Source organism: Aeromonas sp. LsrichE-8G (assembly GCF_022869435.1).
GTDB classification, from domain to species: Bacteria; Pseudomonadota; Gammaproteobacteria; order Enterobacterales; family Aeromonadaceae; genus Aeromonas; species Aeromonas caviae.
Map to the genome: position 1 here is coordinate 1 of NZ_JALIHH010000094.1, position 22,481 is coordinate 22,481.

Genomic DNA, 22,481 nt, shown 5'->3' on the forward strand with positions numbered 1-22,481 from the left:
ATGACGGTATAACCTGGCCAGAAGGAGGCAATATCAATATGATGCACGGCGACAGCAGGGTGATGGTGGTGGTGTGTTTGGAGACAGCCAGTTTACCAGCACCCTGTCTGTCAACTTCCACTTCCCCAAGATCCCGCGAAGAACCAGAAATAAGCCCGTGTTGCAAGGTGATTGAAGGGGAGCCATGGCTCCCCTTTTTCATGGGTAAAAAGAGGGGGTGGCTTCACACAGACTTCACAGAGCCTCATCGGCAGCACACCTCGTGGGACTATGCTGGGCTCATCAGTCGCCGCCATGGCGATACCTTGCTAACGACAGTCAGGAGACATGCTATGCAACAACGACAATCCATCCTGTGGGGCGCTTTGGCCACCCTGATGTGGGCCGGTCTGGCTCATGCCGGTGACAAGGCGGCGACCGATCCCCTGCGCCCCGTGGTGGATGCCAGCATCCGGCCGCTGCTCAAGGAGCACAGGATCCCGGGCATGGCGGTGGCCGTGCTCAAGGATGGCAAGGCCCACTATTTCAACTACGGTGTGGCCGATCGGGAGCGCGCGGTCGGTGTCAGCGAGCAGACCCTGTTCGAGATAGGCTCCGTGAGCAAGACCCTGACCGCGACGCTGGGGGCCTACGCCGTGGTGCAGGGGGGCTTCGAGCTCGATGACAAGGCGAGTCTGTTCGCCCCCTGGCTCAAGGGATCCGCCTTTGACAACATCACCATGGGGGAGCTGGCTACCTACAGCGCAGGCGGCTTGCCGCTGCAATTCCCCGAGGAGGTGGATTCGCTCGAGAAGATGCAGGCCTACTACCGCCAGTGGACCCCAGCCTACTCGCCGGGTTCCCATCGCCAGTACGCCAACCCCAGCATCGGGCTCTTTGGCTATCTGGCGGCGAGCAGCATGAAGCAGCCGTTCGATCGCCTGATGGAGCAGACGATCCTGCCGGGGCTTGGCCTGTACCATACCTACCTCAATGTGCCCGAGCAGGCCATGGGGCACTACGCCTACGGCTACTCGAAGGAGGACAAGCCCATCCGCGTCACTCCCGGCATGCTGGCGGACGAGGCCTACGGCATCAAGACCAGCTCGGCGGATCTGCTGCGCTTTGTGAAGGCGAACATCAGCGGGGTGGATAATGCGGCCATGCAGCAGGCCATCGACCTGACTCACCAGGGCCAGTATGCGGTGGGGGAGATGACCCAGGGACTGGGCTGGGAGCGTTACGCCTATCCCGTCAGCGAGCAGACGCTGCTGGCGGGCAACTCCCCGGCGATGATTTATAATACGAACCCGGCGGCGCCCGCGCCCGCTGCGGCAGGGCACCCTGTGCTCTTCAACAAGACCGGCTCGACCAACGGCTTCGGGGCCTATGTGGCCTTCGTGCCGGCCAAAGGGATCGGCGTCGTCATGCTGGCCAATCGCAACTACCCCAACGAGGCGCGCATCAAGGCGGCTCACGCCATCCTGACGAAACTGGCCAGGTAATGGTGCGCCTTCGCTGAGCCTTGAGGGCACGTCGCATCGCGGCGTGCCCGTTACCTCGGACCCGACCCCTCAAGGGCGACCTGTCAGGGGGTGGGTCGATGAGCATGCCAATCCGGACCTCTCCTGCGGGAGATGTCCGGATTGGCATCCACCGAGTGCCATCTCGTCACTAGGCCCCGGCAGGCCGCCCGCTCTATAGTGCCCGGCATCTTCCTCTGCTTTTGCAGGATTGAGTTGTCAATCTCGCTGACAGCGCACCTGTGATGGTGAAACCTGCTGCTATGGAGCCTTCATGGGTATGTTTCTGCTGTGTACTTTTCTGATGATCATCCTCTATCCCCTCGGGATCGATCTCTATCTGGTGGCCGTGCCCCGCATTGCGCAAACCCTGCAGGGGAGCGAGGCGCAGATCCACACCGCTTTTTCCATCTATCTGCTGGGCATGGCGGCTACCGTGCTGCCGGGGGGCATGCTGGCGGATCGCCATGGCAGGCGCCCCGTGGTTCTGGGGGGCGCCCTCATCTTCGTGGTCGCCTCCCTGGTGGCGGCGGAGGCGACCGGCATCGCCCAGTTTTATCTGGGGCGTTTCTGGCAAGGGGTGGGCGCTGGAGCGCTCTACATCATGACCTTCACCGTGCTGCGGGATGTGCTGAGCCAGGCGCGCCTCGCGATGGCTCTCTCCCTCATCAACGGCGTGATCTGCGTCATTCCGGTGCTGGCTCCCGTACTCGGTTATCTCATCCTGTCGCACTTCGAGTGGCGCGGCATCTTCGTGGGCATGGCGCTGGTGGCCGCCATCAGTGCCCTGGTCAACCTGCGACTGCTCAAGGAGACCCGCCCCGCCCGCCAGCCTGCGGGGGCATCGCCGCTGGCCCTGCTGGGCACGGCCCCCTTCATGCAGCGCGCCTTGCTGACCAGCGCCAGCGTGACCGCCATCCTGGTCTATGTGAGCGTCTCGCCCCTCGTCCTGATGACCACGTTCGGCCTGCCTCCCGAGCAGTACACCCGGCTGATGATGGCGATGGCCGGGGTGAGCATGTCCGCTTCCTTCCTGACCCCCTTGCTGCTGCGCTGGCTCGGCAAGGCAAGGGTGCTGGCGCTCTCCCACCTCGCCTACCTGCTGGCCTTGCTCGCCCTGTTGTGCAGCAGCGGGCCCGAAGGCGGCCTGTCCTGGCTGCTGGCGGGGTGTGCCCTGGTCTGCATCGGGTTTTCCTGCGGGTTCGGGGTGGCGATGGGGGAGGCGCTGGATGTGTGCGGGGATCAGGTGGCATCGGCCAGTGCCCTGCTCTGCATCATGCAGATAGGGTTGTCCGGGCTCTTCATCTGGGGGATGGGCCATCTGGGGATGCCTGCGCTCTGGATGCTGATCCTGGCACTCCTGCTGGCGCTGCTCGGTTACCTGGTGGTCAAGGTGCTGCTACCATGGCGTGCGGTACGGCGAGTCCGGGCTCGGGGATAGGAGAGACGCGATGCGCAATCTGGGTGAACTCGATTTGAACCTGCTGGTGGTCTTCAGGCACCTGATGCAGGAGCGCAGCGTGGCGGGGGCGGCCAAGAAGCTGTGTGTCACCCCGTCGGCGGTGAGCAAGGCGCTCGGCAAGCTGCGGGACTGGTTCGGGGATCCCCTCTTCGTGCGCGTGCGCCAGGGCTTGCAGCCGACCAACCTCTCCCTGACCCTGGCAGAGGAGCTCAAGACCTGGTTCCAGCTCACCGAGAGCATCAGCACCCTCAACCGCGAGGCGATCCCCGAGGGGGCCCGCTTCAGTCTGGTGATGGAGTCCCCCTTTGGCATCAGCTTCCTGAGCGAGCTGCCCACGACCATCTACCAGAAGTACCCCCACTCCGTGGTCAGGATGCTGGGCTGGGATCACCACTCCCTCAACGACATCGTCAACGGAGAGGCGGATCTCGGCTTCTGCGCCCGGGAGACCCACGGCCGCTCCCATGCCAGGGTCAACCGGCTGCCCTATTACATCGATCACGAGGTGCTGTTCTGCGATCGTCCCGTGGTGTTCCTGCGCAAGGATCACCCCTTGCTCGGGCAGACGTGGTCGCTGACCCGCTTTCTGGCCTGCCCCCAGGTGAGCGTGGTGTGGGAGGCCAGCGACAGCTGGGCACTGGATGATCTGCTGGAGGACGAAGGCCACAGGCGGCAGGTGCCCATCATGGTGGCGAGCTTCGAGCAGGCGCTGCACATCGCCGCCCAAAAGAGCCACGAGCTGATCGCCGTGGTGCCCTCATATTGCGCGGACTATGCCGCCAGACATCACCCCGACCTCATCCCCATGCCGTTGCCGCTGGAAGAGTCTCTCTATGCCCAGCTGGAGATCGCCTTCATCCTGCTGTGGCACAAGCGCCACAATCAGGATGCCAAGGTGATGTGGTTGCGGGGGGAGATCCGGCGGCTCTATGGCCTGGCCGCAGCGGGGATGACGCGTTTTGCCTGGGGCGGGCCCATGGAGAGCGGGGCGGCGAAAGAGAAGCAAGGGGGAGGAGGCACCCCGGTTTAGTCGTACTGCTCTTCCATCCAGGCTTCGACGATGAGCTGGGCGGAGACGCCGTCCACGCTCCCCTTGTCCAGCGCCTTGTAGCCGCCACGTTCAAACAGGCGGGCGCGGGCATCCGTGGTGGTGAGCCGCTCGTCCTTGAACTCCACCGGCTTGCCGAAGCGACCGTGCAGGCGATTGCCGAACTTGCGAGCTCGCACCGTGATCTCCTGGTCCGTGCCATCCATGTTGAGCGGCAGACCGACGATCAGCAGATCCGGTTGCCACTCCTTGATCAACTTCTCTATCTCGTCCCAGTTGGGGATGCCGTCGTTCGCCTTGAGGGAGCGAAGGGGGCGGGCGCTGCCCGTGAGCTCCTGGCCGATGGCGACACCGATGCTCTTGGTGCCGTAGTCAAAGCCCATGATGCTGCGTGATGACATGGGGTCTCCTCGAAATGGATGGATAAATGAAGGGGGAAGCCCCCTCCCTGCCTCCCCCTGCTTGTGGGGGGGAGGGCCGGGGTGTCAGCTATGCCCCACCTGGCTGGAGAGGTGCAGGGGGTTGACCCCAATGCTCGCGGCGGCTTGCTGCCAGCGCAGGTGGATGGGGGTATCGAAGACCAGCTTGGGATTGGGGGGGATCACCAGCCAGGCGCCATCCACCAGCTCCTGCTCGAGCTGACCTGCACTCCAGCCGGCGTAACCGAGCGCCACCAGCCAGTGGTCCGGCGCCTCGTCGGTGCCCAGGGTCTCCAGGATGTCCTTGGAGGTGGTGACCATCATCTCGTCGCTCACCTGCAGGGTGGAGTTGAAGCCCGGGCGGAAGCTGTGCAGCACGAAGCCGCGATCCCCGTGCACCGGGCCCCCCTGCAACACCGGCTGTTTCATCTCGGCGGTGGCGGGGGGATTGAGGTTGAGCTTGGTCAGCATGGCGTCCAGGGACATGTCGACCGGAATGTTGACCACCAGTCCCATGGCGCCTTCGCTGCTGTGTTCGCACAGATAGACCAGGGAGCGCTGGAAATAGGCGTCCGTGAGGCTCGGCATGGCGAGCAGAAAGTGATTTTGCAGTGTTTGCATGGAGCGTATGTATCTCTTAGCGTGCAAAGGTATTTGGGGTGATTATGGCAGTTGATGGCGGCGGGCAAAACCGCTTTTTGCCGGCAGTCAAAGGGGCCTTCACGGCCCCTTGTGTGTGTTTCCTCGCCGCGGCAACGAAGGGGTCAGCGGCCCAGTCGGCGCTCGATGGCGTCCATCAGCATGCCGGTAATGGAGACGTCGAAGGCCGCCTCAATCTCGCGGATGCAGGTCGGGCTGGTGACGTTAATCTCGGTCAGGCGATCGCCGATGATGTCGAGGCCGACGAAGATGAGCCCCTTCTCTTTCAGGGTCGGGCCCACCGCGCGGGCGATGGCCCAGTCCGCGTCACTCAAGGGGCGCGCCTCACCACGGCCGCCGGCAGCCAGGTTGCCACGGGTCTCCCCTTGGGCCGGGATCCGGGCCAGGCAGTAGGGAACCGGTTCACCGTCCACCACCAGCACCCGCTTGTCGCCATCCTTGATGGCGGGCAGATAGGTCTGCGCCATGCAGTACTGGCTGCCGTGAGAGGTTAATGTCTCGATGATGACGCCGACGTTGGCGTCATCCTCCTTCATGCGGAAGATGGAGGCGCCGCCCATGCCGTCCAGCGGCTTGAGGATGACGTCCTTGTGCCTGGCGTGGAAGGCCCGCAGCTTGTCTGCTCTGCGAGTGACGAGCGTGGTCGGGGTGTGCTCGGCAAACCAGGCGGTGTAGAGCTTCTCGTTGGCGTCGCGCAGGCTCTGGGGCTTGTTGACGATGAGGCAGCCCTCATCCTCGGCCCGCTCCAGCATGTAGGTGGCGTAGATGAACTCCGTGTCGAAGGGGGGATCCTTGCGCATCAGGATCACATCCAGGCTGGAGAGCGGCTGATCCACCACCTCGCCGAGGCTGTACCAGTCGGCATAGTCATATTTGACGGTGAGCGGGCGCATGGTACCGAAGGCGCGACCGGCCTCCATGTAGAGATCCTTCATCTCCAGATAGAACAGCTCGTAGCCGCGCTTTTGCGCCTCTTCGAGCATGGCGAAGCTGGAGTCCTTCTTGATGTTGATGGCCGAGATGGGGTCCATCACGATGCCGAGTTTAATGGTCATCCGAATATCCTTCTTGTGGCTCGATTGGATGTGATGACCCCCTCCCTGCCTCCCCCTTCACAAGGGGGAGGGGCCTGTTGCTCCCTCCCCTGCGAAGGGGAGGGTCGGGGTGGGGTCGGCTGTCAGGCCAGATCGCCAAAGCGGCACTGAAGTGCAGTAATCGCCGTCAGGGCGGCGGTTTCGGTGCGCAGCACCCGCGGCCCCAGCAGCATCTCCTTGAAATCTTCCTGCACGGTACGGGCGATCTCGTCGCCGGACAAGCCCCCTTCCGGGCCGATCAGCAGGCGCACGCCGTGCTCAGGGATGGGCAGGGTGTTGATGCTGTAAGGGGCGCGCGGGTGCAGGTTGAGCTTGAGCTCCTGAGTCTCTTCCGCCAGCCAGGCGTCCAGCTCCATCGGCATGCGCACCTCGGGCACGGTATTGCGGCCGCACTGCTCGCAGGCGCTGATCACCACTTTTTGCCACTGCTCGCGTTTTTTCTCCAGCCGATCGGCGGGCAGCTTGACGCCGCAGCGCTCGGAGAAGAGGGGCGTGATGCAGGTGACGCCGAGCTCCACGGATTTCTGGATGGTGAAGTCCATCTTGTCGCCGCGGCTGATCACCTGACCCAGGTGGATGGCAAGGGGGGACTCCACCGAGCGGGTCTCGCAACTGTCGATGGTCACTTCCACCGACTTCTTGCCGACGTTGGCGATGGTGGCGGGGTACTGGTTGCCGTCGCCGTTGAACAGCTCGAGCTGCTGGCCCGGCTGCATGCGCAGCACGCGGCCGATGTGATTGGCACCGTCTTCTGACAGGGCGAGGGTCTGGCCAACCTGCAGGCCGGCCGGTTCATAGATACGTGGAATGCGCATGGCAGATAGTCAGTCTCTTGCTTGGAAACCCTTCAATACCCTACTGCACGGCGGCGAGCAAGACTCGCGAGACAGAGAGTGAAGGGATTCAGGATGAGGGGGACGTTCCCCCTCCCTGGTCAAATGGGGTTATTGGCACTGCTTTTCAATGAAGGGATTGGTATTGCCCTGCAGCTTGCCGATACGGCGGTTGCGCTCGCACTCCCAGCGATCAGCCGGATACTGCCTGTCCCAGGCTTCGTAAAGCTTGCGCTGCTGGGCCGCCAGACGCACTCCGTACTGCTGGCTCATGTAGAGGTAGGCGCGGGCGATCTGGCCACGCACCGGCCCCTTGGGCGGCTGCACCTGTCGCTCCTTGAAGTCCACCAGCATCTGGCACTTGCCGTACTGGTTCGGTTTGCCGTTCCAGTCGCTGAAGCGGAAGTTCGCCCGATCACCGTTCACCTCGCCGATGGCGGGGAAGAGGTTGTGCATGTCTCCCTCCATCCTGTTGAACTCGTCGCTCTTGCCGCAATTCTTGCGACCCCCGTCCTGCCAGCACTGGAGCTGGTGGCCGAACTCCCAGGCGGGCACCACGTGCTCCCATTCGATGCGGGAGGCCCGCTCGGCTTGCTTGCGCGGCAGGTAGCCGCAGCTCTCCCAGTCGGGGGCCATCTTTTTGCCGCTGAACTTGATGTTGCAGCCGCAGTAGAAGGTGACGGGGTGGCTCTGGTAGAGCTTGTTCAGATCCTGCTTGGCGGCGCGAAAGGTCTGGATGTTGTCGGCATGGGCCGGGGCGCTGACCAGCAGGGCCAGGCAGAGGGAGAGCAGAGGGCGAAACATGAATATCCTTGGCAATGAGACAGTTGAATGAAGTAAGCGCGCACCCTATCACAGGAGCGCGACACGGGGTGACTCAATCCGCCGTCGTGTCGCGCTGCCACACCAGGGGCTGGCGACAGCGGCGGCAGTGATAGCGGGCCTCGCCGCGCATCACCTTGTTGTGGCGGCGCACGGAGAGGGGATGCTGCTGGCAGGCGCAGGCATACACGAAGGTGCGCTGGGCCAGCACCCCCAGATCTAAGCTGTGGGTGGTGCTGGGTTCGAGACCGAACAGCTCCCGCATCACCGACTGCCACTGGCGACCATGGGGCAGTACCCGGCTCTTGCCGCGCCCCTCTCCCCAGAGCGCATAGACCAGCAGGTGCGCCACCTCGTGGGGCACCACTTCCCTGAGAAACGCCTGCTGATTGGCCTGATAGAGCGCCGGATTGAAACGCAGCTCCCAGGTTTGCAGCCGCGCCGATCCTGCCGCCCGGCCCCGCATGTTGCAGTGGACTTGCGGACGGGGAAAGGTGCGGCCAAGACGCGTTTCGGCCTGCACAAAGCAGGCATCGACGCGCGCGAGCAGCGTCTCGATGAGGGCGGGGTCAAGCCGGGTGGCAGTGGCAGGCATGGGATCCTCGGGACAGGACACAAAAGCAAAAGGGGAGCCAGGCTCCCCTTTTATCACAACCACGAGCCTTACAGGCCAGCGGCAGCGCGCAGCAGCTCGGCCTTGTCGGTCTTCTCCCAGGGGAACTCGTCGCGGCCGAAGTGGCCGTAAGCGGCGGTTGCCTGGTAGATCGGGCGCTTCAGATCCAGCATCTCGATGAGACCATAGGGGCGCAGCTCGAAGAACTCGCGCACCAGCTTGACCAGCAGGGCTTCGGCCACCTTGCCGGTACCGAAGGTTTCGACGCTGATGGAGGTGGGCTCGGCCACGCCGATGGCGTAGGAGACCTGCACTTCACAGCGATCCGCGAGGCCTGCGGCCACGATGTTCTTGGCCACGTAGCGGGCGGCGTAGGCGGCGGAGCGGTCCACCTTGGACGGATCCTTGCCGGAGAAGGCGCCACCACCGTGACGGGCCATGCCGCCGTAGGTGTCGACGATGATCTTGCGACCGGTCAGACCGCAGTCACCCATGGGGCCGCCGATGACGAAACGGCCGGTCGGGTTGATGAAGTACTTGGTGTCCTTGTTGATCCACTCGGCCGGCAGCACCGGCTTGATGATCTCTTCGCGCACCGCTTCCACCAGATCGCTGTGGTTGATGGAGTCGCAATGCTGGGTGGAGAGCACCACGGCATCGACACCCAGGATCTTGCCTGCGTCGTCGTAGGCGAAGGTCAGCTGGCTCTTGGCGTCCGGACGCAGCCACGGCAGGGTGCCGTTCTTGCGCACTTCTGCCTGACGCTTCACCAGCAGGTGGGAGTAGGTGATGGGCGCGGGCATCAGCACGTCGGTTTCGTTGGTGGCGTAGCCGAACATCAGGCCCTGGTCACCGGCACCTTGCTCCAGCGGGTCGGTACGGTCGACGCCCTGGTTGATGTCCGGAGACTGTTTGCCGATGGCGTTCAGCACGGCGCAGGAGTCGGCGTCGAAGCCCATGTCGGAGTGGGTGTAACCAATCTCGCGCACGGTATCGCGCACGATCTGTTCGATGTCGACCCAGGCAGAGGTGGTCACTTCGCCGGCTACCATCACCATGCCAGTCTTGACCAGGGTTTCGCAGGCGACGCGCGCCTTGGTGTCCTGTTGCAGGATGGCGTCCAGCACCGCATCGGAGATCTGGTCGGCGATTTTATCGGGATGGCCTTCGGAGACCGACTCGGAAGTAAACAGCTTTGCCATGTTTGGTTCTCGATTCGTAAGGGTTATCGCCTTGGCCATAACCGGATAATGACAGGATGACTGTAGAGGTATCTACATCTGGACGTCTATTTTAAATAGGTCATCCGGTGATTGCCAGCACTATTTGGGGGTGGAGCCGCCCGGGGCGGGATGGGGAAGGGATCCACCTCCATGGAGGTAAGGCAGGGGGCGGATTGAATCGTTTTCCCCGCCCAGAAAAGCGATTGTGCTCCCAAAGCCACTTTATTCGCCCAGATAATATTTGCACGCCGCGCCCCCTGCTGGGACAATAACGCGCCTTAATCTTGGCCATCAAATGAAGCAATCGCAGGAGATACAGATGCCTTCTCGTAAAGAGCTTGCCAATGCCATTCGTGCATTGAGTATGGATGCCGTTCAAAAAGCCAACTCCGGTCACCCGGGCGCCCCCATGGGAATGGCGGATATCGCTGAAGTGCTGTGGCGCAGCCACCTCAAACACAACCCGAACAACCCCAAGTGGGCCGACCGCGACCGTTTCATTCTCTCCAACGGCCACGGCTCCATGCTGCTGTACTCCCTGCTGCACCTCTCCGGTTATGACCTCTCCATCGACGATCTGAAAAACTTCCGCCAACTGCACTCTCGCACCCCGGGTCACCCGGAGTACGGTTATGCGCCGGGCGTTGAAACCACGACCGGTCCGCTGGGTCAGGGCATCACCAACGCCGTGGGCATGGCGATCGCCGAGAAGGCCATGGCCGAGCAGTTCAACCAGCCGGGTCACGACATCGTCGACCACTACACCTACGCCTTCATGGGCGACGGCTGCCTGATGGAAGGTATCTCCCACGAAGCCTGCTCCCTGGCCGGCACCCTGGGTCTGGGCAAGCTGATTGCATTCTGGGATGACAACGGTATCTCCATCGACGGTCACGTAGAAGGCTGGTTCACCGACGACACTCCCAAGCGCTTCGAAGCCTACGGCTGGCACGTCATCCCGGCCGTTGACGGTCACAACCCGGAAGCCATCAACGCCGCCATCGAAGCCGCCAAGGCCGAGACCGGCAAGCCGACCCTGATCTGCTGCCGCACCATCATCGGCTACGGTTCCCCGAACAAGTCCGGCTCCCACGACTGCCACGGCGCACCGCTGGGCAACGACGAGATCGCCGCCGCCCGTGCCTTCCTGAAGTGGGACCACGCGCCGTTCGTCATCCCGGCCGACATCGCCGCCGAGTGGAACGGTCAGGAGAAGGGCGCCAAGCTCGAATCCGACTGGGCTGCCAAGTTCGCCGCCTATGAAGCCGCTCACCCGGCCCTGGCTGCCGAGTTCAAGCGCCGCACCGCTGGCGAGCTGCCGGCCAACTGGGCTGCTGAATCCGCCAAGATCATCGAAACCCTGCAGGCCAACCCGGCCAAGATCGCGACCCGTAAAGCGTCCCAGAACTCCCTGGAAGCCTTTGGCAAGCTGCTGCCGGAATTCATGGGCGGCTCCGCGGATCTCGCGCCGTCCAACCTGACCATGTGGTCCGGCTCCAAGTCCCTGACTCCCGAGAGCGCCGCAGGCAACTACATCCACTACGGTGTGCGCGAGTTCGGCATGTCCGCCATCATGAACGGCATCGCCCTGCACGGTGGTTTCATCCCCTACGGCGCCACCTTCCTGATGTTCATGGAGTACGCCCGCAACGCCCTGCGCATGGCCGCCCTGATGAAGCAGCGCGCCATCTTCGTCTACACCCACGACTCCATCGGTCTGGGTGAAGATGGCCCGACTCACCAGCCGGTCGAGCAGATCGCCTCCCTGCGTCTGACCCCGAACATGAGCACCTGGCGCCCGTGTGACCAGGTAGAGTCCGCCATCGCCTGGAAACACGCCATCGAGCGAACCGACGGCCCGACTTCCCTGATCTTCTCCCGTCAGAACCTGGCCCAGATGGACCGCACCGCCCAGCAACTGGCCGATGCCGCCAAGGGTGGTTACGTGCTGAAGGATTGCGCCGGTACCCCGGAGCTGATCCTGATCGCCACCGGTTCCGAAGTGGAGCTGGCCGTGGCCGCCTATGAGCAGCTGACTGCCAAGGGCCGTGCCGTGCGCGTGGTCTCCATCCCGTCTACCGACGTGTTCGATGCCCAGTCCGCCGAGTACAAGGAGTCCGTCCTGCCGGCCGCCGTCACCAAGCGTGTGGCCATCGAAGCGGGCATCGCCGACTACTGGTACAAGTACGTCGGTTTCGGCGGCAAGATCATCGGTATGACCACCTTCGGTGAGTCCGCCCCGGCCGAGCTGCTGTTCAAGGAATTCGGCTTTACCGTGGAAAACGTGGTGGCGACCGCTGAATCCCTGTAACAGCCCCTGTAATCGCTGAATATTGGGCCGCCCAGGCCCAATAGCCAGAACGATAAAACGCCCTCCATCGCAAGATGGGGGGCGTTTTTTATATTTTTTTCGTTGTTAACTTGAATGAGATCGGACTTTTAAGTAAAACGCATTTTCTGTAAGCAGAATTGCCTTTATATCAATTAACTCATTGAATTCATAAATTAATATTTTTCTCCATGAAATACATTTCAAATTCTGTGATTATGGTCACCATTGAGTCTTTTTGGATGGAGTAGTATTCCTGCTTATTTTATCAAGGAGAGATATATATGATTCGTGACTTGATTGATGCAATAAATAGCCGAAAAGAAATAGAATTTACATATAGTGGTTATGTTCGAAAAGCTAAACCTGTTGCTGTAGGGGTGTCCCGTAAAGACAATGTCGTATTACGTTGCTACCAAACTGAGGGAATGCATGTAACTCCAGGGCATGAGTGGGATTTATGTCTGGTCGATGACATATCTAATCTCGTAGTTACAAACAATGTTTTTCATGTCGACCCTCCCGGCTATAAGAAAGGAGATAAGCACATGAAAGATATATACGCTGAGTTATGACACTATCAGTGTGCATGTGTGCATGAATGGGGAATAGAAAAAGACACCGGCCTGAAGCCGGTGTCTTTTTTACTATTAGCAACAACCCTTACACCTGCGGCGGGGTACTTTCCGCATTGGACATCACCGCATCAATCTGCACCAGGGCGCCGGCGGGCAGCTCGCTCACGCCAATCACGGTGCGGGCAGGCAGATAGCCCGGGAAATATTTGGCGTAGATGGCATCCACGTCCGCCAGATCCGCGATGTTCTTCACCTGGATATTGACCTTGACGATATCGTCCATCACATGGCCGATGCTATCCACAATCGCCTTGATATGGCCGAGGCACTGGACGGTCTGCTCACGGATACAGCCGGTCAGCACCTTGCCGGTGGCCATGTCGATCGGCAGCTGGCCGGCGATATGGTTGTAGTGGGAGAAGGCGACGCTCTGGCTATGCAGCGGGCTTCTCGGTGCCTTGTCGGTATTGCGGGCACGGATCACCAGGTTGTGCCTGTCTTCCACCAGCTGGGGCGGGGTGCCGTCACCGTGGGAGATGACCGCATCCATCTGCACCCGGGCACCCAGCGGCAGGGCAGAGGCCGCGATCACGCTGCGGGCCGGCAGATAGGCGACGGCACGGGCAATGGCCGAATCGGGGAAGAAGGTGGTGTAGACCTCGTTGACGGCGTCGAGATCCGCCAGATTAGTCAGATAGACAGTCACCTTGACGATGTCGTCGAAGGGCACGTCGATGCTCTCCAGCACGGTTTTGATATTGCGCAGGCATTGGGCCGCCTGCTCGCGAATGCCACCGTCAACCAGGGCGCCGGAGGCGGGGTCGAGGGGCAGCTGGGCACCGATATTGTTGTAATGGGAGAAGGCGACGCTCTGGCTGGAGAGCGGATCCTGCGGGGCGTGGTCGCTGTTGCGGGAGATCTTGAGCAGCGGGCAGGGAGCCTGGGGGAAGGTGCCTTCCCCGTTGGAGAGCAGGGCGTCCATCTGCACCCTGGCGCCGAGCGGCAGACCGGCGACGGCGAGCACTGTGCGGGTCGGCAGCGAGTGGGGGAAGAATTCCCGATAGACGGCGTTGACGGCATCGAGGTCGGCGATGTCCGCGAGGAACAGGGTCACCTTCACCATGTCCTCCATGCCGTGGCCAATGCTCTGGACGATGGCCTGGATATTGGTGAGACACTGCCTGGCCTGGGCCTGGATATCCCCTGCGACCAGCGCGCCCGTTTTCGGGTCGACGGGGAGCTGGGCGGCAATATTGTTGTAGTGGGAGAAGGCCACGCTCTGGGTATAGGGCCCCAGATCCTGAGGCGCATTGGGGGTATTTCTGGCGGATTTGATGATGGTACCACTCATGGCGATACTCCTTTTTCGTTTTTGATGTAGGGTCCGGGCCGCATTGTTCTTCCCTGACCGAATGCGGCACGCTGATGACTCGTGATATTGCGGCAACAGTTGCCCGTTCCCGCCGCAGGGCGACGGAGAAAAGGAGAACGATCATCACAGTGTCGAGCCCTGTTTCGATGCAGACAGCGCGTGCAACAGACAAGGGAGAGAAATTGGCCTGGTGATTCAGACGGGAGAATTCTAGGGGGCGGTTATCCGGGGATGCAAACCGGGATCCTGTTTCTATGAGGTGGCTCAACAGAGTGAAATATATTCATTTTGCGATTCAATTCATGACGGGCATGGCAAATAAAGGTGATGATGATCCCGCTTTACCATGAAAGTGGAACCAGATAGCGCCATATTGTCGCGCATCAGGGTTACAGCCTGTGAATCCTCCGTTAATACTTTTGGCGAAATTGCAGCTTATTCTCCCGGTTTTGCATAGCTATCTATTTATCGCTCTCTCGACGCCCTGTTCAGCGCCGCCAAAATATGCTGCGATGAGCACACTGAAATAACATTCACCCTCTTTGCATGGCCACAGGTCATGACATAAATACGGGAGAAAGAGAGGGCGCTTTTTAGCCCCTGCGGCGGAGGCTGACATGGGCGGGTCGCCACACCGCCTATGCCATATCTTTTCAGCGGCGCGAACGCAGCCCGCCAACAAGGCTCATAAGCAAGGGGAGGGGGCCTTCCCCTTGCCTGCCCCGACTTGCCGCCCCCGATGCCTATCGCTCCTGTCATGACCCTCCCTGTGAGGGGGCCTCGGAGTCCGCCCTGCTTTGCCGCCCTGGCGTATCCCGCACTCCTCGCGATACAGCCGGCTCATCTTCCCCGCACCACCCTTATTTGTGTTCTTTGTCATCAACTGCCGTTATTGCGACCTGGGTCGGGGTTTGGGTGGATTATTAACTGTATGATTAATAATGAAATCAGGGACCCTGCCGACGAGCAGCACGGATCGGCACTCATCTGCCCGGGAGTGGCACATGCGATCGCATCGCGATCCCCGTCATCTGACTTCGGAGGTTTTATGCTTGGATTCATTCTGGGTGACATGTACAGCCGCATCAGCGGGTTTCGGCCACCCCCCCGCCTAGGCAAGCACTTCCCCCTCGTCCCCGACTATCAACTGCGCGGTCGCACCGGTGCCGCCATCCTGACCATGGAGACCCTGCTCGATACCCCCTATCCCCAGAAGAAGTTCAGGGCCCTGATCTATGGCGCCTTTATCGAGCGCCAGCGTCGCCTCTTTGCCGAGCAGGTGGTCATTGGCCGAATGGAGGAGGGTCAGGACCTGGCGATCGCCATCGATCTTGCCTTTATCAGCACGGCGGTGCCCATCGGTCTGCTCGCCATCTCGGAGGAGATCGCGCTGCTGACCACGCCCCGTCCCACCCAGACCCATCCCCATCAGGCGGCCTTGAGCCAGGCGCTCGACTGTACCGCCATGCTGATGTTCTATGCCAAGGTCATTCGCCAGCGCAATGCAGTGCTTGAGCACATCGGCCACCAGTTCGGCTACAGGCCACAGGCCGGGTTGGTGGCCAGGGTGGGCCACGGCGGGGAAGATGACTATGCCGCCTTCATGGTCAATGTGATGACCTGCATCGCCCATTCGGGCTCCTTCAAGGAGGCGCTGGAGAATGGCGTCAGGATGGGCATGCACGAGCCCGCTTTCTTCTGTATCGTCGGCGCCCTGGCCTCGACCCTGTGGGGAGTCCCCAAACCCTGGGCCCATGAGATCTCTCGATTCATCCAGCGCCAGCACCCCCACTATCTCCAGATCCCGCTGCGGGGCGAAGCCAGGGCGGGCCGCAGACAGATCAACCTGGATCCTCCCAAACCGCCGCTCTGTGCACCGGTCAAGCGCCAGGTAAACCGCTTCCTGAAGTGGGCCTTCTAGGGCCATGGGAGTGCTCTCGAGGTGCGGGTCCATGGCGCCATCCCATCGGCCCGCCCCTGCTGAGGGTCATCACGGGACTGTTATCTCACTGACCCCTGCTCCCCGGCTACCTTGCCCAAGAGGGGATGGCCAGAAAAGCCAACGGCTGCACGGGGGACAAGGGGTGGGTAGAAGGTGATCCACCTCGCCTTTTGATGTGAACGTCTTTTGATGTTTGGCGCCATACGATACCATGCGCAGCGTGTGTTCCTGTTGGGGGGAGGCGCCGCCCATCGCCCCCGTGGCTGGCCGCTGGTCCCGTCATGCCCTCGGGATGCACAACCCGGGGCCGCCACGGCAACCCCTTATCGCCATAGCCAACAGAACGGAGTATCAGGATGGCCATTGCCATTGAGCAGTCGGACAACACACTGAGGGTCAACAAGGATTGCTACGATCTGGGCCGCATCGTCGGCGTGCAGGTAAAAGCACTCGGCTGGATGGATCGGCTCAAGAAGACCTTCTTGCTGGGGGTAGTCACCTCCAGTGTGCTCTTTTACTTCACCCCTTCCTACGAGCAGGCGGGCAACTGGCTCATCGTGCTCTTCCTGCCCCTGGTGGGTTTTCTGTCTGGCGCCCTGATGGGGCTGCTCTCCAGCGCGAAATATGAGTTTTGCATCGAATTTTCCCACGCCGACGAGACGGGCGTGCAGTGGATCACCGCCGCCAGGAGTCGGCATGTTGCCGATTATGAGACCTTCAAGGCGCAGGCGGCCAGGTTGAAAGAGCGGCTCGGGTAGGGAGCACAGAGTGACGGGTCTGCGCCATCCGGCGTCAGGCATAACAACAAGCCCGATCAGGTGCACCTGTTCGGGCTTGTTCCATTAGGGGGAGGGCGCTCGGGAAGCGGCTCAGGCGGGATAGAGGGCGCCCAGCACCGCCGGGCGGCTCGCACCGGTCACCGCAGGCAGGTTGCCCGGCTTTCGCTGGATAAAGCGTTGTGCCAGCCAGGCAAAGGCGGCCCCTTCCACCCAGTCCGGTGCAAGGCCGAGCTGGGCGGTGCTGGTCAGATGCCAGTCGGGCAGCAGGGCTGCCAGCTCCGCCAGCAGCGGGGCGTTGTGGGCGCCGCCGCCGCAGACAAACAGCTCGGGCCGGGTTGGCGCGTCACTGTGGGCGGGCAGCTGGCGGGCGATGCTGTGGCAGGTGAGGGATTGCAGGGTACGCTGCACATCTGCGGGGGCGTATGCGCTGCCGTCCAGCTCGCCGTCGAGCCAGTCGAGGGTGAACATCTCACGCCCCGTGCTCTTGGGGGCGGGGGCGGCGAAGTAGGGGTGAGCCAGCAACTGCTCCAGCAGCGCAGGGATAGGCTTGCCGCTGGCGGCCCACTGGCCACCGGCATCATAGCTGTCACCGTGTGGATGGTGGCGGCGATACCAGCCGTCGAGCAGGGTGTTGGCGGGGCCGGTATCGAAGCCATATACCCCTGAACCAGCCCCCCCGTCGGCCTGGCCGGGCAGCACCGAGATATTGGCAATGCCGCCGAGGTTCAGCACCACCCGAAGGGCGCCGGGACGGGCAAAGAGCGCCTGATGGAAGGCGGGCACCAGGGGCGCACCCTGGCCGCCGAGGGCCATGTCCATGGTGCGAAAATCGGCCACCACGTCGATGCCGGTCAGGGCCGCCAGCAGGGCCGCGTTGCCAATCTGCAGGGTAAAGCCGAGGGCAGGGCGGTGGCGTATGGTCTGGCCGTGACTGCCGATGGCGCGAATCTCCTTGGGAGTCAGCGCCGCCTTGGCGAGCAGGGCCTGGGTGGCGGCGGCAAATTCGCGGGCCACCAGGTTGTCGGCGACCCCCATGCGGTCGATTTCGTTCTCCCCCGGGGTGCAAAGCTCATGCAGGGTGCGAGCCGTATCGGCAGGCCAGGGATGGCACAGCGCCGCCTCGACCCGCAGTGCATCCCCCTCGATCTGCACCAGCACGGCGTCGATACCATCCATGCTGGTACCGGACATCAAGCCTATATAGCGTTCCGTCATGACAACCCCCTTTCAATGATGCAGGGGAACGGTTCGATACCATGCCCCGCTCTGGTACCGGGCATCCAGCCTATATAGCGCTCAGTCATGACAACCCCCTTTCAATGATGCAGAGGAACGGTTCGATGCCGTGTTCCGCCTTGGTCCCCGACATCAATCGGATATATGGCCCGCTCATGACAACCCCTTTCAATGATGCAGAGGAACGGTCTGATACCGTGTTCCACCTTGGTCGACAGCGGTCAGCTGTCGTCGCCGTTGCCCTTGTTTCTGGCCAGTTGCAGCTCGGGGCTGTCCAGCTTGGCGAGCTGGGGCATGGCCTGGGCCTTGAAGCTGGCCAGCGCCCGCCCGCTGAGAGACTCCGCCTGGGGCAGGTTGAGGGTGCGCGGGTTCTTGTGCACGCCGCCCACCACGAATTCATAGTGCAGGTGCGGGCCTGTGACCCGGCCGGTGCCACCGAGCAGGCCGATGGTCTGCCCCTGCTTCACTCGCTGCCCCTTGTTGACGGTGCGCTTGGAGAGGTGCAGGTACTTGGTCACGTAGTTGCCCGCGTGCTTGATGAAGACGTAGTTGCCGTTGAACTGGTTATAGCCGGCGGCCACCACGCTGCCGCCGCCCGCCGCCATGATGGGGGTGCCCACCGGCGCTACGTAGTCGATGCCGTTGTGGGGGCGCACCTTGCCGGTGACCGGGTGAAGGCGGCGCGGATTGAAGTTGGAGCTGATGTATTTGAAGTTGACCGGCGCGCGCAGGAAGCTCTTGCGCATCGCCTTGCCGTCCGGGGTGTAGTAGTTGCCATCCGTGTTCAGCACGGCGCGGTAGATGGCCCCCTGGTTGATGAACTCGGCGGCCAGGATGTCGCCGGAGGCAACCCGCTCGTCATCCTGGTATTTGTCCTGGTAGACCACCCGGAAGCTGTCCCCCGGTTGCAGGTCCTGGGCAAAGTCGATGTCCCAGCCGAAGATGGCGGCGAGATCCATGATCTGGTCTTCCGTCATGCCCGCTTCGACGGCGGCGCCCCAGAAGCTGGAGCGGATTTCCCCCTGGGCCACTTGTTCGCGGGTGTCGAGCTCGATCTTCACCGGCCTGGCCACGAAGCCGTCATCCCGGCGGTTCACCTTGAGCGCCTGCTCCAGGCTGTGGGGGTAATAGAGGCTGTGCAGCTCGCCGCCCTTGGTGAGCTTGAAGGTGAGCTCCTGACCGGGCTTGAGCAGGCGCAGGGTATCCGTGCCCTCGAGCTGGTCGATGAGGTGCAGATCCGTGGTGCTGAGGCCCAGGCGCTGGAAGATGACCCCCATGTTGTCGCCGCTGCGCACCTTCACCTGTCTGGTGACATAGCGCGGTTTGGGCGGGGTGACGGGCTCGGCCCGTGCCAGCTGGGCCTCCTCGTCGACCTGCTGTTCGACGGCCAGTTCGTTGTCGTTGTCATCGACCCGGGTGGCGACTGCCTGTTCGCTCGGCCAGGCCGCCAGCATCATCACCATGATGCTCAGGATAAGCACCATCTTGCGGTGCCAGTGAGGGAGAGAGTTGAAGGCGTGCCAAAGGACCATGAGAAGCAGACAAAGTTGAACCCGGAAGAAGGTCGGAGTTTACCGCCTTTCCAATTGGCCCGCCATTCCAGTAATATGTCTGGCCCTGTGGAATCGTGATTGGAGAGTCAAAAAATGTCCCAGCTCGAGGTGGCGCTAGCCGAGATCAAGCGCGGAGCGGAAGAAATTCTGGTTGAAGAAGAACTGATCGCCAAGTTGAAGGAAGGGCGCCCCCTGCGCATCAAGCTGGGGATGGACCCGACCGCGCCGGACATCCACCTGGGTCATACCGTGATCCTCAACAAGCTGAAGACCTTCCAGGATCTGGGCCATGAAGTGATCCTGCTGATCGGTGACTTCACCGCCATGGTGGGTGACCCCTCCGGCAAAAACGCCACCCGTCCGCCGCTCTCCGAAGAGGCCATCAAGCACAACGCCCTCACCTATGCCGAGCAGGCGTTCAAGATCCTCGACCCGGCCAAGACCCGCATCGAGTACAACTCCACCTGGCTGAGCGAGCTGGGCGCGACCGGCATGATCAAGCTGGCGGCCAAGCAGACAGTGGCCCGCATGATGGAGCGTGACGACTTCAAGAAGCGCTACTCGGGCGGCCAGTCCATCGCCATTCACGAATTCCTCTATCCGCTGCTGCAAGGCTATGACTCGGTCGCGCTCAAGGCGGATGTCGAGCTCGGCGGTACCGATCAGAAGTTCAACCTGCTGATGGGTCGCGAGCTGCAAAAAGATGCGGGCATGGCGACCCAGTGCGTGCTGATGATGCCGCTGCTGGTAGGCCTCGATGGCGTCAAGAAGATGTCCAAGTCCGCTGCCAACTACATCGGCGTGCACGATGCCCCGGGGGAGATGTTCGGCAAGATCATGTCCATCACCGACGATCTGATGTGGAACTACTACGAACTGCTCTCCTTCCGTCCGCTGGCTGAAATCGAAGAGTTCAAGGCAGGCATTGCTGCCGGCACCCTCAACCCGCGCGACGTGAAGATCTGGCTGGCCAAGGAGATCATCGCCCGTTATCACGATGAAGCGGCGGCCGAAGCGGCCCACGAAGACTTCACCCAGCGCTTCTCCAAGAACGCCATTCCGGACGACATGCCGGAAGTCGAGCTGGCACTGGAAGGGGAAGGGCTGGCCATCGCCAACCTGCTCAAAGACGCCGATCTGGTGGCCACCACCTCCGAAGCGCTGCGCATGATCAAGCAGGGCGCGGTCAAGGTGGATGGCGAGAAGCTGGACGATGGCAAGGCCCTCATCGGTGCCGGTACCGCCGTCTACCAGGTCGGCAAGCGCAAGTTTGCCCGGGTGACCGTGAAGTAAGTCGCCACCTCTGGCGCTGCCATAAGAAAGGCCTCCCTTACGGAGGCCTTTTTGTTTTTTGGGTGCAGCATGGCGTTCGATGCCATGCAAAGGAGAGGGGCGATCAGCGTTCTCCTACCTGGCGAGCGGCATGGCTCCCGGGGCAGGTACGCAGGTATTGGTGGGGGGTCAGGCCGAACTCCTCCTTGAAGCGCGCGGCAAAGCGGCCGGGGGAGTCGTAGCCACAGGCGAGGGCGGTTTGAAGCGGAGTGAGCCCCTGTTGCAGCAGGGTGAGGGCGTGCCCCAGGCGTACCTGGGTCAGCACCTGGCGAAAGCTGCGCCCCTCGGCGGCCAGCTTGCGGACCAGAGAGGCGCGGCTCATGGCGAAGTGGGTCGCTACCGTCTCCAGCCGGTGATCGAGACCAGGCTCCACGCTGAGGTAACGGGCCAGCCGTTCCCCCAGGGTCATGGTGGTGGCAGGAAAGAGCAGGCCAAGGCCCCCCGCTTCCCTGAGCTCGCCATAAAACCCTTGCAGCAGCTGGGTCTGGGCCGTCTCGCAGAGCTGCCGCTGCGCCATGGTGGTGACGAGATCGAAGCAGAAGGCGAGGGCCGACGTCACCCTGATGGCCGGTGGCTTGAGGAGATCGAGGGGGCTCTCTGCCAGCCACTCGGCCGGTGGAGGGGCCAGCAGGGTGAGCGCCTGGGAGCGAAACGTGCCCTGCTCCGGCTGGTTGACGAAGGTGAGCCGGTGACCCGCCGGGATCAGCAGCCAGCTCTCCTTGTCAAAGGAGAGGCGCTGCTCCCGCCACCACAGCTGCTTGCGGCCCTGCTGCACCCAGATGAGGGTCGGCGCGTAGATGAGCACCCGGCGCAGGGGCTGCTGGCGGATCCCGAAGTAATGATTCAGTTGCAGCAGGGGCGTGCTCATCGGGCGGGCTCCTAGGGGGTGGTGAAGGTGGCGGTCAGGGTGGCCTTGCCAAGGGCCAGGCTGTTGAGCATGTAGCCTACCATGGCGGGCGGGGTGTTGGCCTTCACCTCCAGCGCCTTGGGCAGGGCCCAGACGGTGAACTGGTAGCGGTGCATGCCGTGACCGGCGGGCGGGCAGGGGCCGCCATAACCCTGGGTACCGTAGTCGGTGCCAAGCTCCAGCCCCTGCTTGAGCTTGCCGGAGGCATTGCTCGGCAGCTCGCTCTGGCTGGCCGGCAGGTTCACCACCAGCCAGTGCCACCAGCCGCTGCCGGTGGGGGCGTCCGGGTCATAGGCGGTGATGGCGACGCTCTGGGTGCCGGCGGGCAGGCTCTGCCAGCTCAACTGGGGGGAGCGGTTCTCGCCGCTGCAACCAAAGCCGTTGAAGCTGAAGACCTTGTCCATGGGTTCACCCTCGCGGATGTCGGTACTCTTGAGGGTCATGGCACCGGCGGGCAGAGCCGCGAGGCAGAACAGGGGCAGCAGCGGGATAATGGGGGATCTCATGATGGGCACTCCTTTGTGTGAATATGGCATTCACTCTAAGGGGGCTGGCTCAAAACAGAGTGCCCATATGGCTCAAATTATGCCATAAAGGTGGCTTTTGTGAGCTGTTCGGGGCTTTTGAGGGGCATAAAAAAAGGTTCTTCGCGGGATCTTGGGGAAGTGGAAGTTGACAGACAGGGTGCTGGTAAACTGGCTGTCTCCAAACACACCACCACCATCACCCTGCTGTCGCCGTGCATCATATTGATATTGCCTCCTTCTGGCCAGGTTA

The 22,481-nt window shown here is 62.2% G+C and carries 21 protein-coding genes; 8 read left to right on the forward strand and 13 right to left on the reverse strand.

The features are described 5' to 3' along the window. Positions 1-332: 332 nt before the first annotated feature. The 3 genes from MUW49_RS14345 to yidZ all read left to right on the forward strand — a co-directional run bounded on the left by MUW49_RS14345 (position 333) and on the right by yidZ (position 3,994). Entirely contained in the window at positions 333-1,484 is a 1,152-nt protein-coding gene (locus MUW49_RS14345; protein ID WP_043155783.1) for a CMY-1/MOX family class C beta-lactamase MOX-12, read from the forward strand. A gap of 292 nt (positions 1,485-1,776) precedes the next feature. Next, complete coding sequence (locus MUW49_RS14350) at positions 1,777-2,943, forward strand: MdtL family multidrug efflux MFS transporter (protein ID WP_049636983.1); 1,167 nt, start codon at positions 1,777-1,779, stop codon at positions 2,941-2,943. Between the two features lie 10 nt (positions 2,944-2,953). After that, the gene (gene yidZ / locus MUW49_RS14355) at positions 2,954-3,994 is read left to right on the forward strand and encodes an HTH-type transcriptional regulator YidZ (protein WP_049636984.1); all 1,041 of its coding nucleotides are present in this window, start codon (positions 2,954-2,956) and stop codon (positions 3,992-3,994) included. Here the strand turns inward: yidZ and ruvX are convergent. From ruvX to metK, 7 genes are all read right to left on the reverse strand, one after another. After that, entirely contained in the window at positions 3,991-4,413 is a 423-nt protein-coding gene (gene ruvX / locus MUW49_RS14360; protein ID WP_010673863.1) for a Holliday junction resolvase RuvX, read from the reverse strand. The two genes, yidZ and ruvX, sit on opposite strands and share 4 nt — an antisense overlap. A gap of 84 nt (positions 4,414-4,497) precedes the next feature. Further along, positions 4,498-5,052, reverse strand: a complete 555-nt coding sequence (locus MUW49_RS14365; protein WP_010673864.1) for a YqgE/AlgH family protein — start codon at positions 5,050-5,052, stop codon at positions 4,498-4,500. 143 nt (positions 5,053-5,195) lie between these two features. After that, complete coding sequence (gene gshB / locus MUW49_RS14370) at positions 5,196-6,146, reverse strand: glutathione synthase (protein ID WP_010673865.1); 951 nt, start codon at positions 6,144-6,146, stop codon at positions 5,196-5,198. Positions 6,147-6,268: 122 nt separating this feature from the next. Continuing rightward, the gene (rsmE, locus tag MUW49_RS14375) at positions 6,269-7,000 is read right to left on the reverse strand and encodes a 16S rRNA (uracil(1498)-N(3))-methyltransferase (protein ID WP_043155785.1); all 732 of its coding nucleotides are present in this window, start codon (positions 6,998-7,000) and stop codon (positions 6,269-6,271) included. A gap of 129 nt (positions 7,001-7,129) precedes the next feature. After that, on the reverse strand, positions 7,130-7,822 hold the full coding sequence (locus MUW49_RS14380) for an endonuclease (protein WP_043155786.1): 693 nt from the start codon (positions 7,820-7,822) through the stop codon (positions 7,130-7,132). A gap of 73 nt (positions 7,823-7,895) precedes the next feature. Next, positions 7,896-8,435 carry a SprT family zinc-dependent metalloprotease gene (locus MUW49_RS14385; protein ID WP_043155788.1) on the reverse strand — a complete coding sequence of 180 codons (540 nt, stop codon included), beginning with the start codon at positions 8,433-8,435 and terminating at the stop codon, positions 7,896-7,898. A gap of 68 nt (positions 8,436-8,503) precedes the next feature. Further along, complete coding sequence (gene metK / locus MUW49_RS14390) at positions 8,504-9,655, reverse strand: methionine adenosyltransferase (RefSeq protein ID WP_244053536.1); 1,152 nt, start codon at positions 9,653-9,655, stop codon at positions 8,504-8,506. Positions 9,656-9,995: 340 nt separating this feature from the next. On the opposite strand from metK, the gene tkt reads away from it, so the two are divergent. Together tkt and MUW49_RS14400 are read left to right on the forward strand one after the other, a co-directional pair. Then, positions 9,996-11,987: a transketolase gene (gene tkt / locus MUW49_RS14395; RefSeq protein WP_048207183.1), complete on the forward strand. Its 1,992-nt coding sequence runs from the start codon at positions 9,996-9,998 to the stop codon at positions 11,985-11,987. A gap of 302 nt (positions 11,988-12,289) precedes the next feature. Beyond that, positions 12,290-12,580: a hypothetical protein gene (locus MUW49_RS14400; protein ID WP_183148792.1), complete on the forward strand. Its 291-nt coding sequence runs from the start codon at positions 12,290-12,292 to the stop codon at positions 12,578-12,580. 88 nt (positions 12,581-12,668) lie between these two features. Here MUW49_RS14400 and MUW49_RS14405 read toward each other — a convergent pair whose 3' ends face one another. Further along, on the reverse strand, positions 12,669-13,934 hold the full coding sequence (locus MUW49_RS14405) for a RidA family protein (RefSeq protein ID WP_244812899.1): 1,266 nt from the start codon (positions 13,932-13,934) through the stop codon (positions 12,669-12,671). 1,069 nt (positions 13,935-15,003) lie between these two features. Between MUW49_RS14405 and MUW49_RS14410 the strand changes: the two genes are divergently transcribed. Continuing rightward, on the forward strand, positions 15,004-15,876 hold the full coding sequence (locus MUW49_RS14410) for a hypothetical protein (RefSeq protein ID WP_043155915.1): 873 nt from the start codon (positions 15,004-15,006) through the stop codon (positions 15,874-15,876). Between the two features lie 377 nt (positions 15,877-16,253). Next, positions 16,254-16,655, forward strand: a complete 402-nt coding sequence (locus tag MUW49_RS14415) for a hypothetical protein (RefSeq protein ID WP_223930419.1) — start codon at positions 16,254-16,256, stop codon at positions 16,653-16,655. 111 nt (positions 16,656-16,766) lie between these two features. Here MUW49_RS14415 and MUW49_RS14420 read toward each other — a convergent pair whose 3' ends face one another. Both MUW49_RS14420 and MUW49_RS14425 read right to left on the reverse strand, forming a co-directional pair. Beyond that, positions 16,767-17,891, reverse strand: coding sequence for an anhydro-N-acetylmuramic acid kinase (locus MUW49_RS14420; protein ID WP_043155913.1), 1,125 nt, complete (start codon positions 17,889-17,891; stop codon positions 16,767-16,769). A gap of 242 nt (positions 17,892-18,133) precedes the next feature. Further along, entirely contained in the window at positions 18,134-19,444 is a 1,311-nt protein-coding gene (locus MUW49_RS14425) for a peptidoglycan DD-metalloendopeptidase family protein (RefSeq protein ID WP_124244872.1), read from the reverse strand. Between the two features lie 114 nt (positions 19,445-19,558). On the opposite strand from MUW49_RS14425, the gene tyrS reads away from it, so the two are divergent. After that, positions 19,559-20,758: a tyrosine--tRNA ligase gene (tyrS, locus tag MUW49_RS14430; RefSeq protein WP_045525179.1), complete on the forward strand. Its 1,200-nt coding sequence runs from the start codon at positions 19,559-19,561 to the stop codon at positions 20,756-20,758. Positions 20,759-20,861: 103 nt separating this feature from the next. Here tyrS and MUW49_RS14435 read toward each other — a convergent pair whose 3' ends face one another. The 3 genes from MUW49_RS14435 to MUW49_RS14445 form a co-directional block, all read right to left on the reverse strand. Beyond that, the gene (locus MUW49_RS14435) at positions 20,862-21,665 is read right to left on the reverse strand and encodes a helix-turn-helix transcriptional regulator (protein ID WP_010673884.1); all 804 of its coding nucleotides are present in this window, start codon (positions 21,663-21,665) and stop codon (positions 20,862-20,864) included. Between the two features lie 11 nt (positions 21,666-21,676). Further along, on the reverse strand, positions 21,677-22,210 hold the full coding sequence (locus MUW49_RS14440; RefSeq protein WP_041212601.1) for a YbhB/YbcL family Raf kinase inhibitor-like protein: 534 nt from the start codon (positions 22,208-22,210) through the stop codon (positions 21,677-21,679). A gap of 72 nt (positions 22,211-22,282) precedes the next feature. Then, positions 22,283-22,481 (reverse strand): hypothetical protein (locus tag MUW49_RS14445; RefSeq protein ID WP_244812900.1); only part of this gene is annotated, 199 nt, incomplete at its 5' end.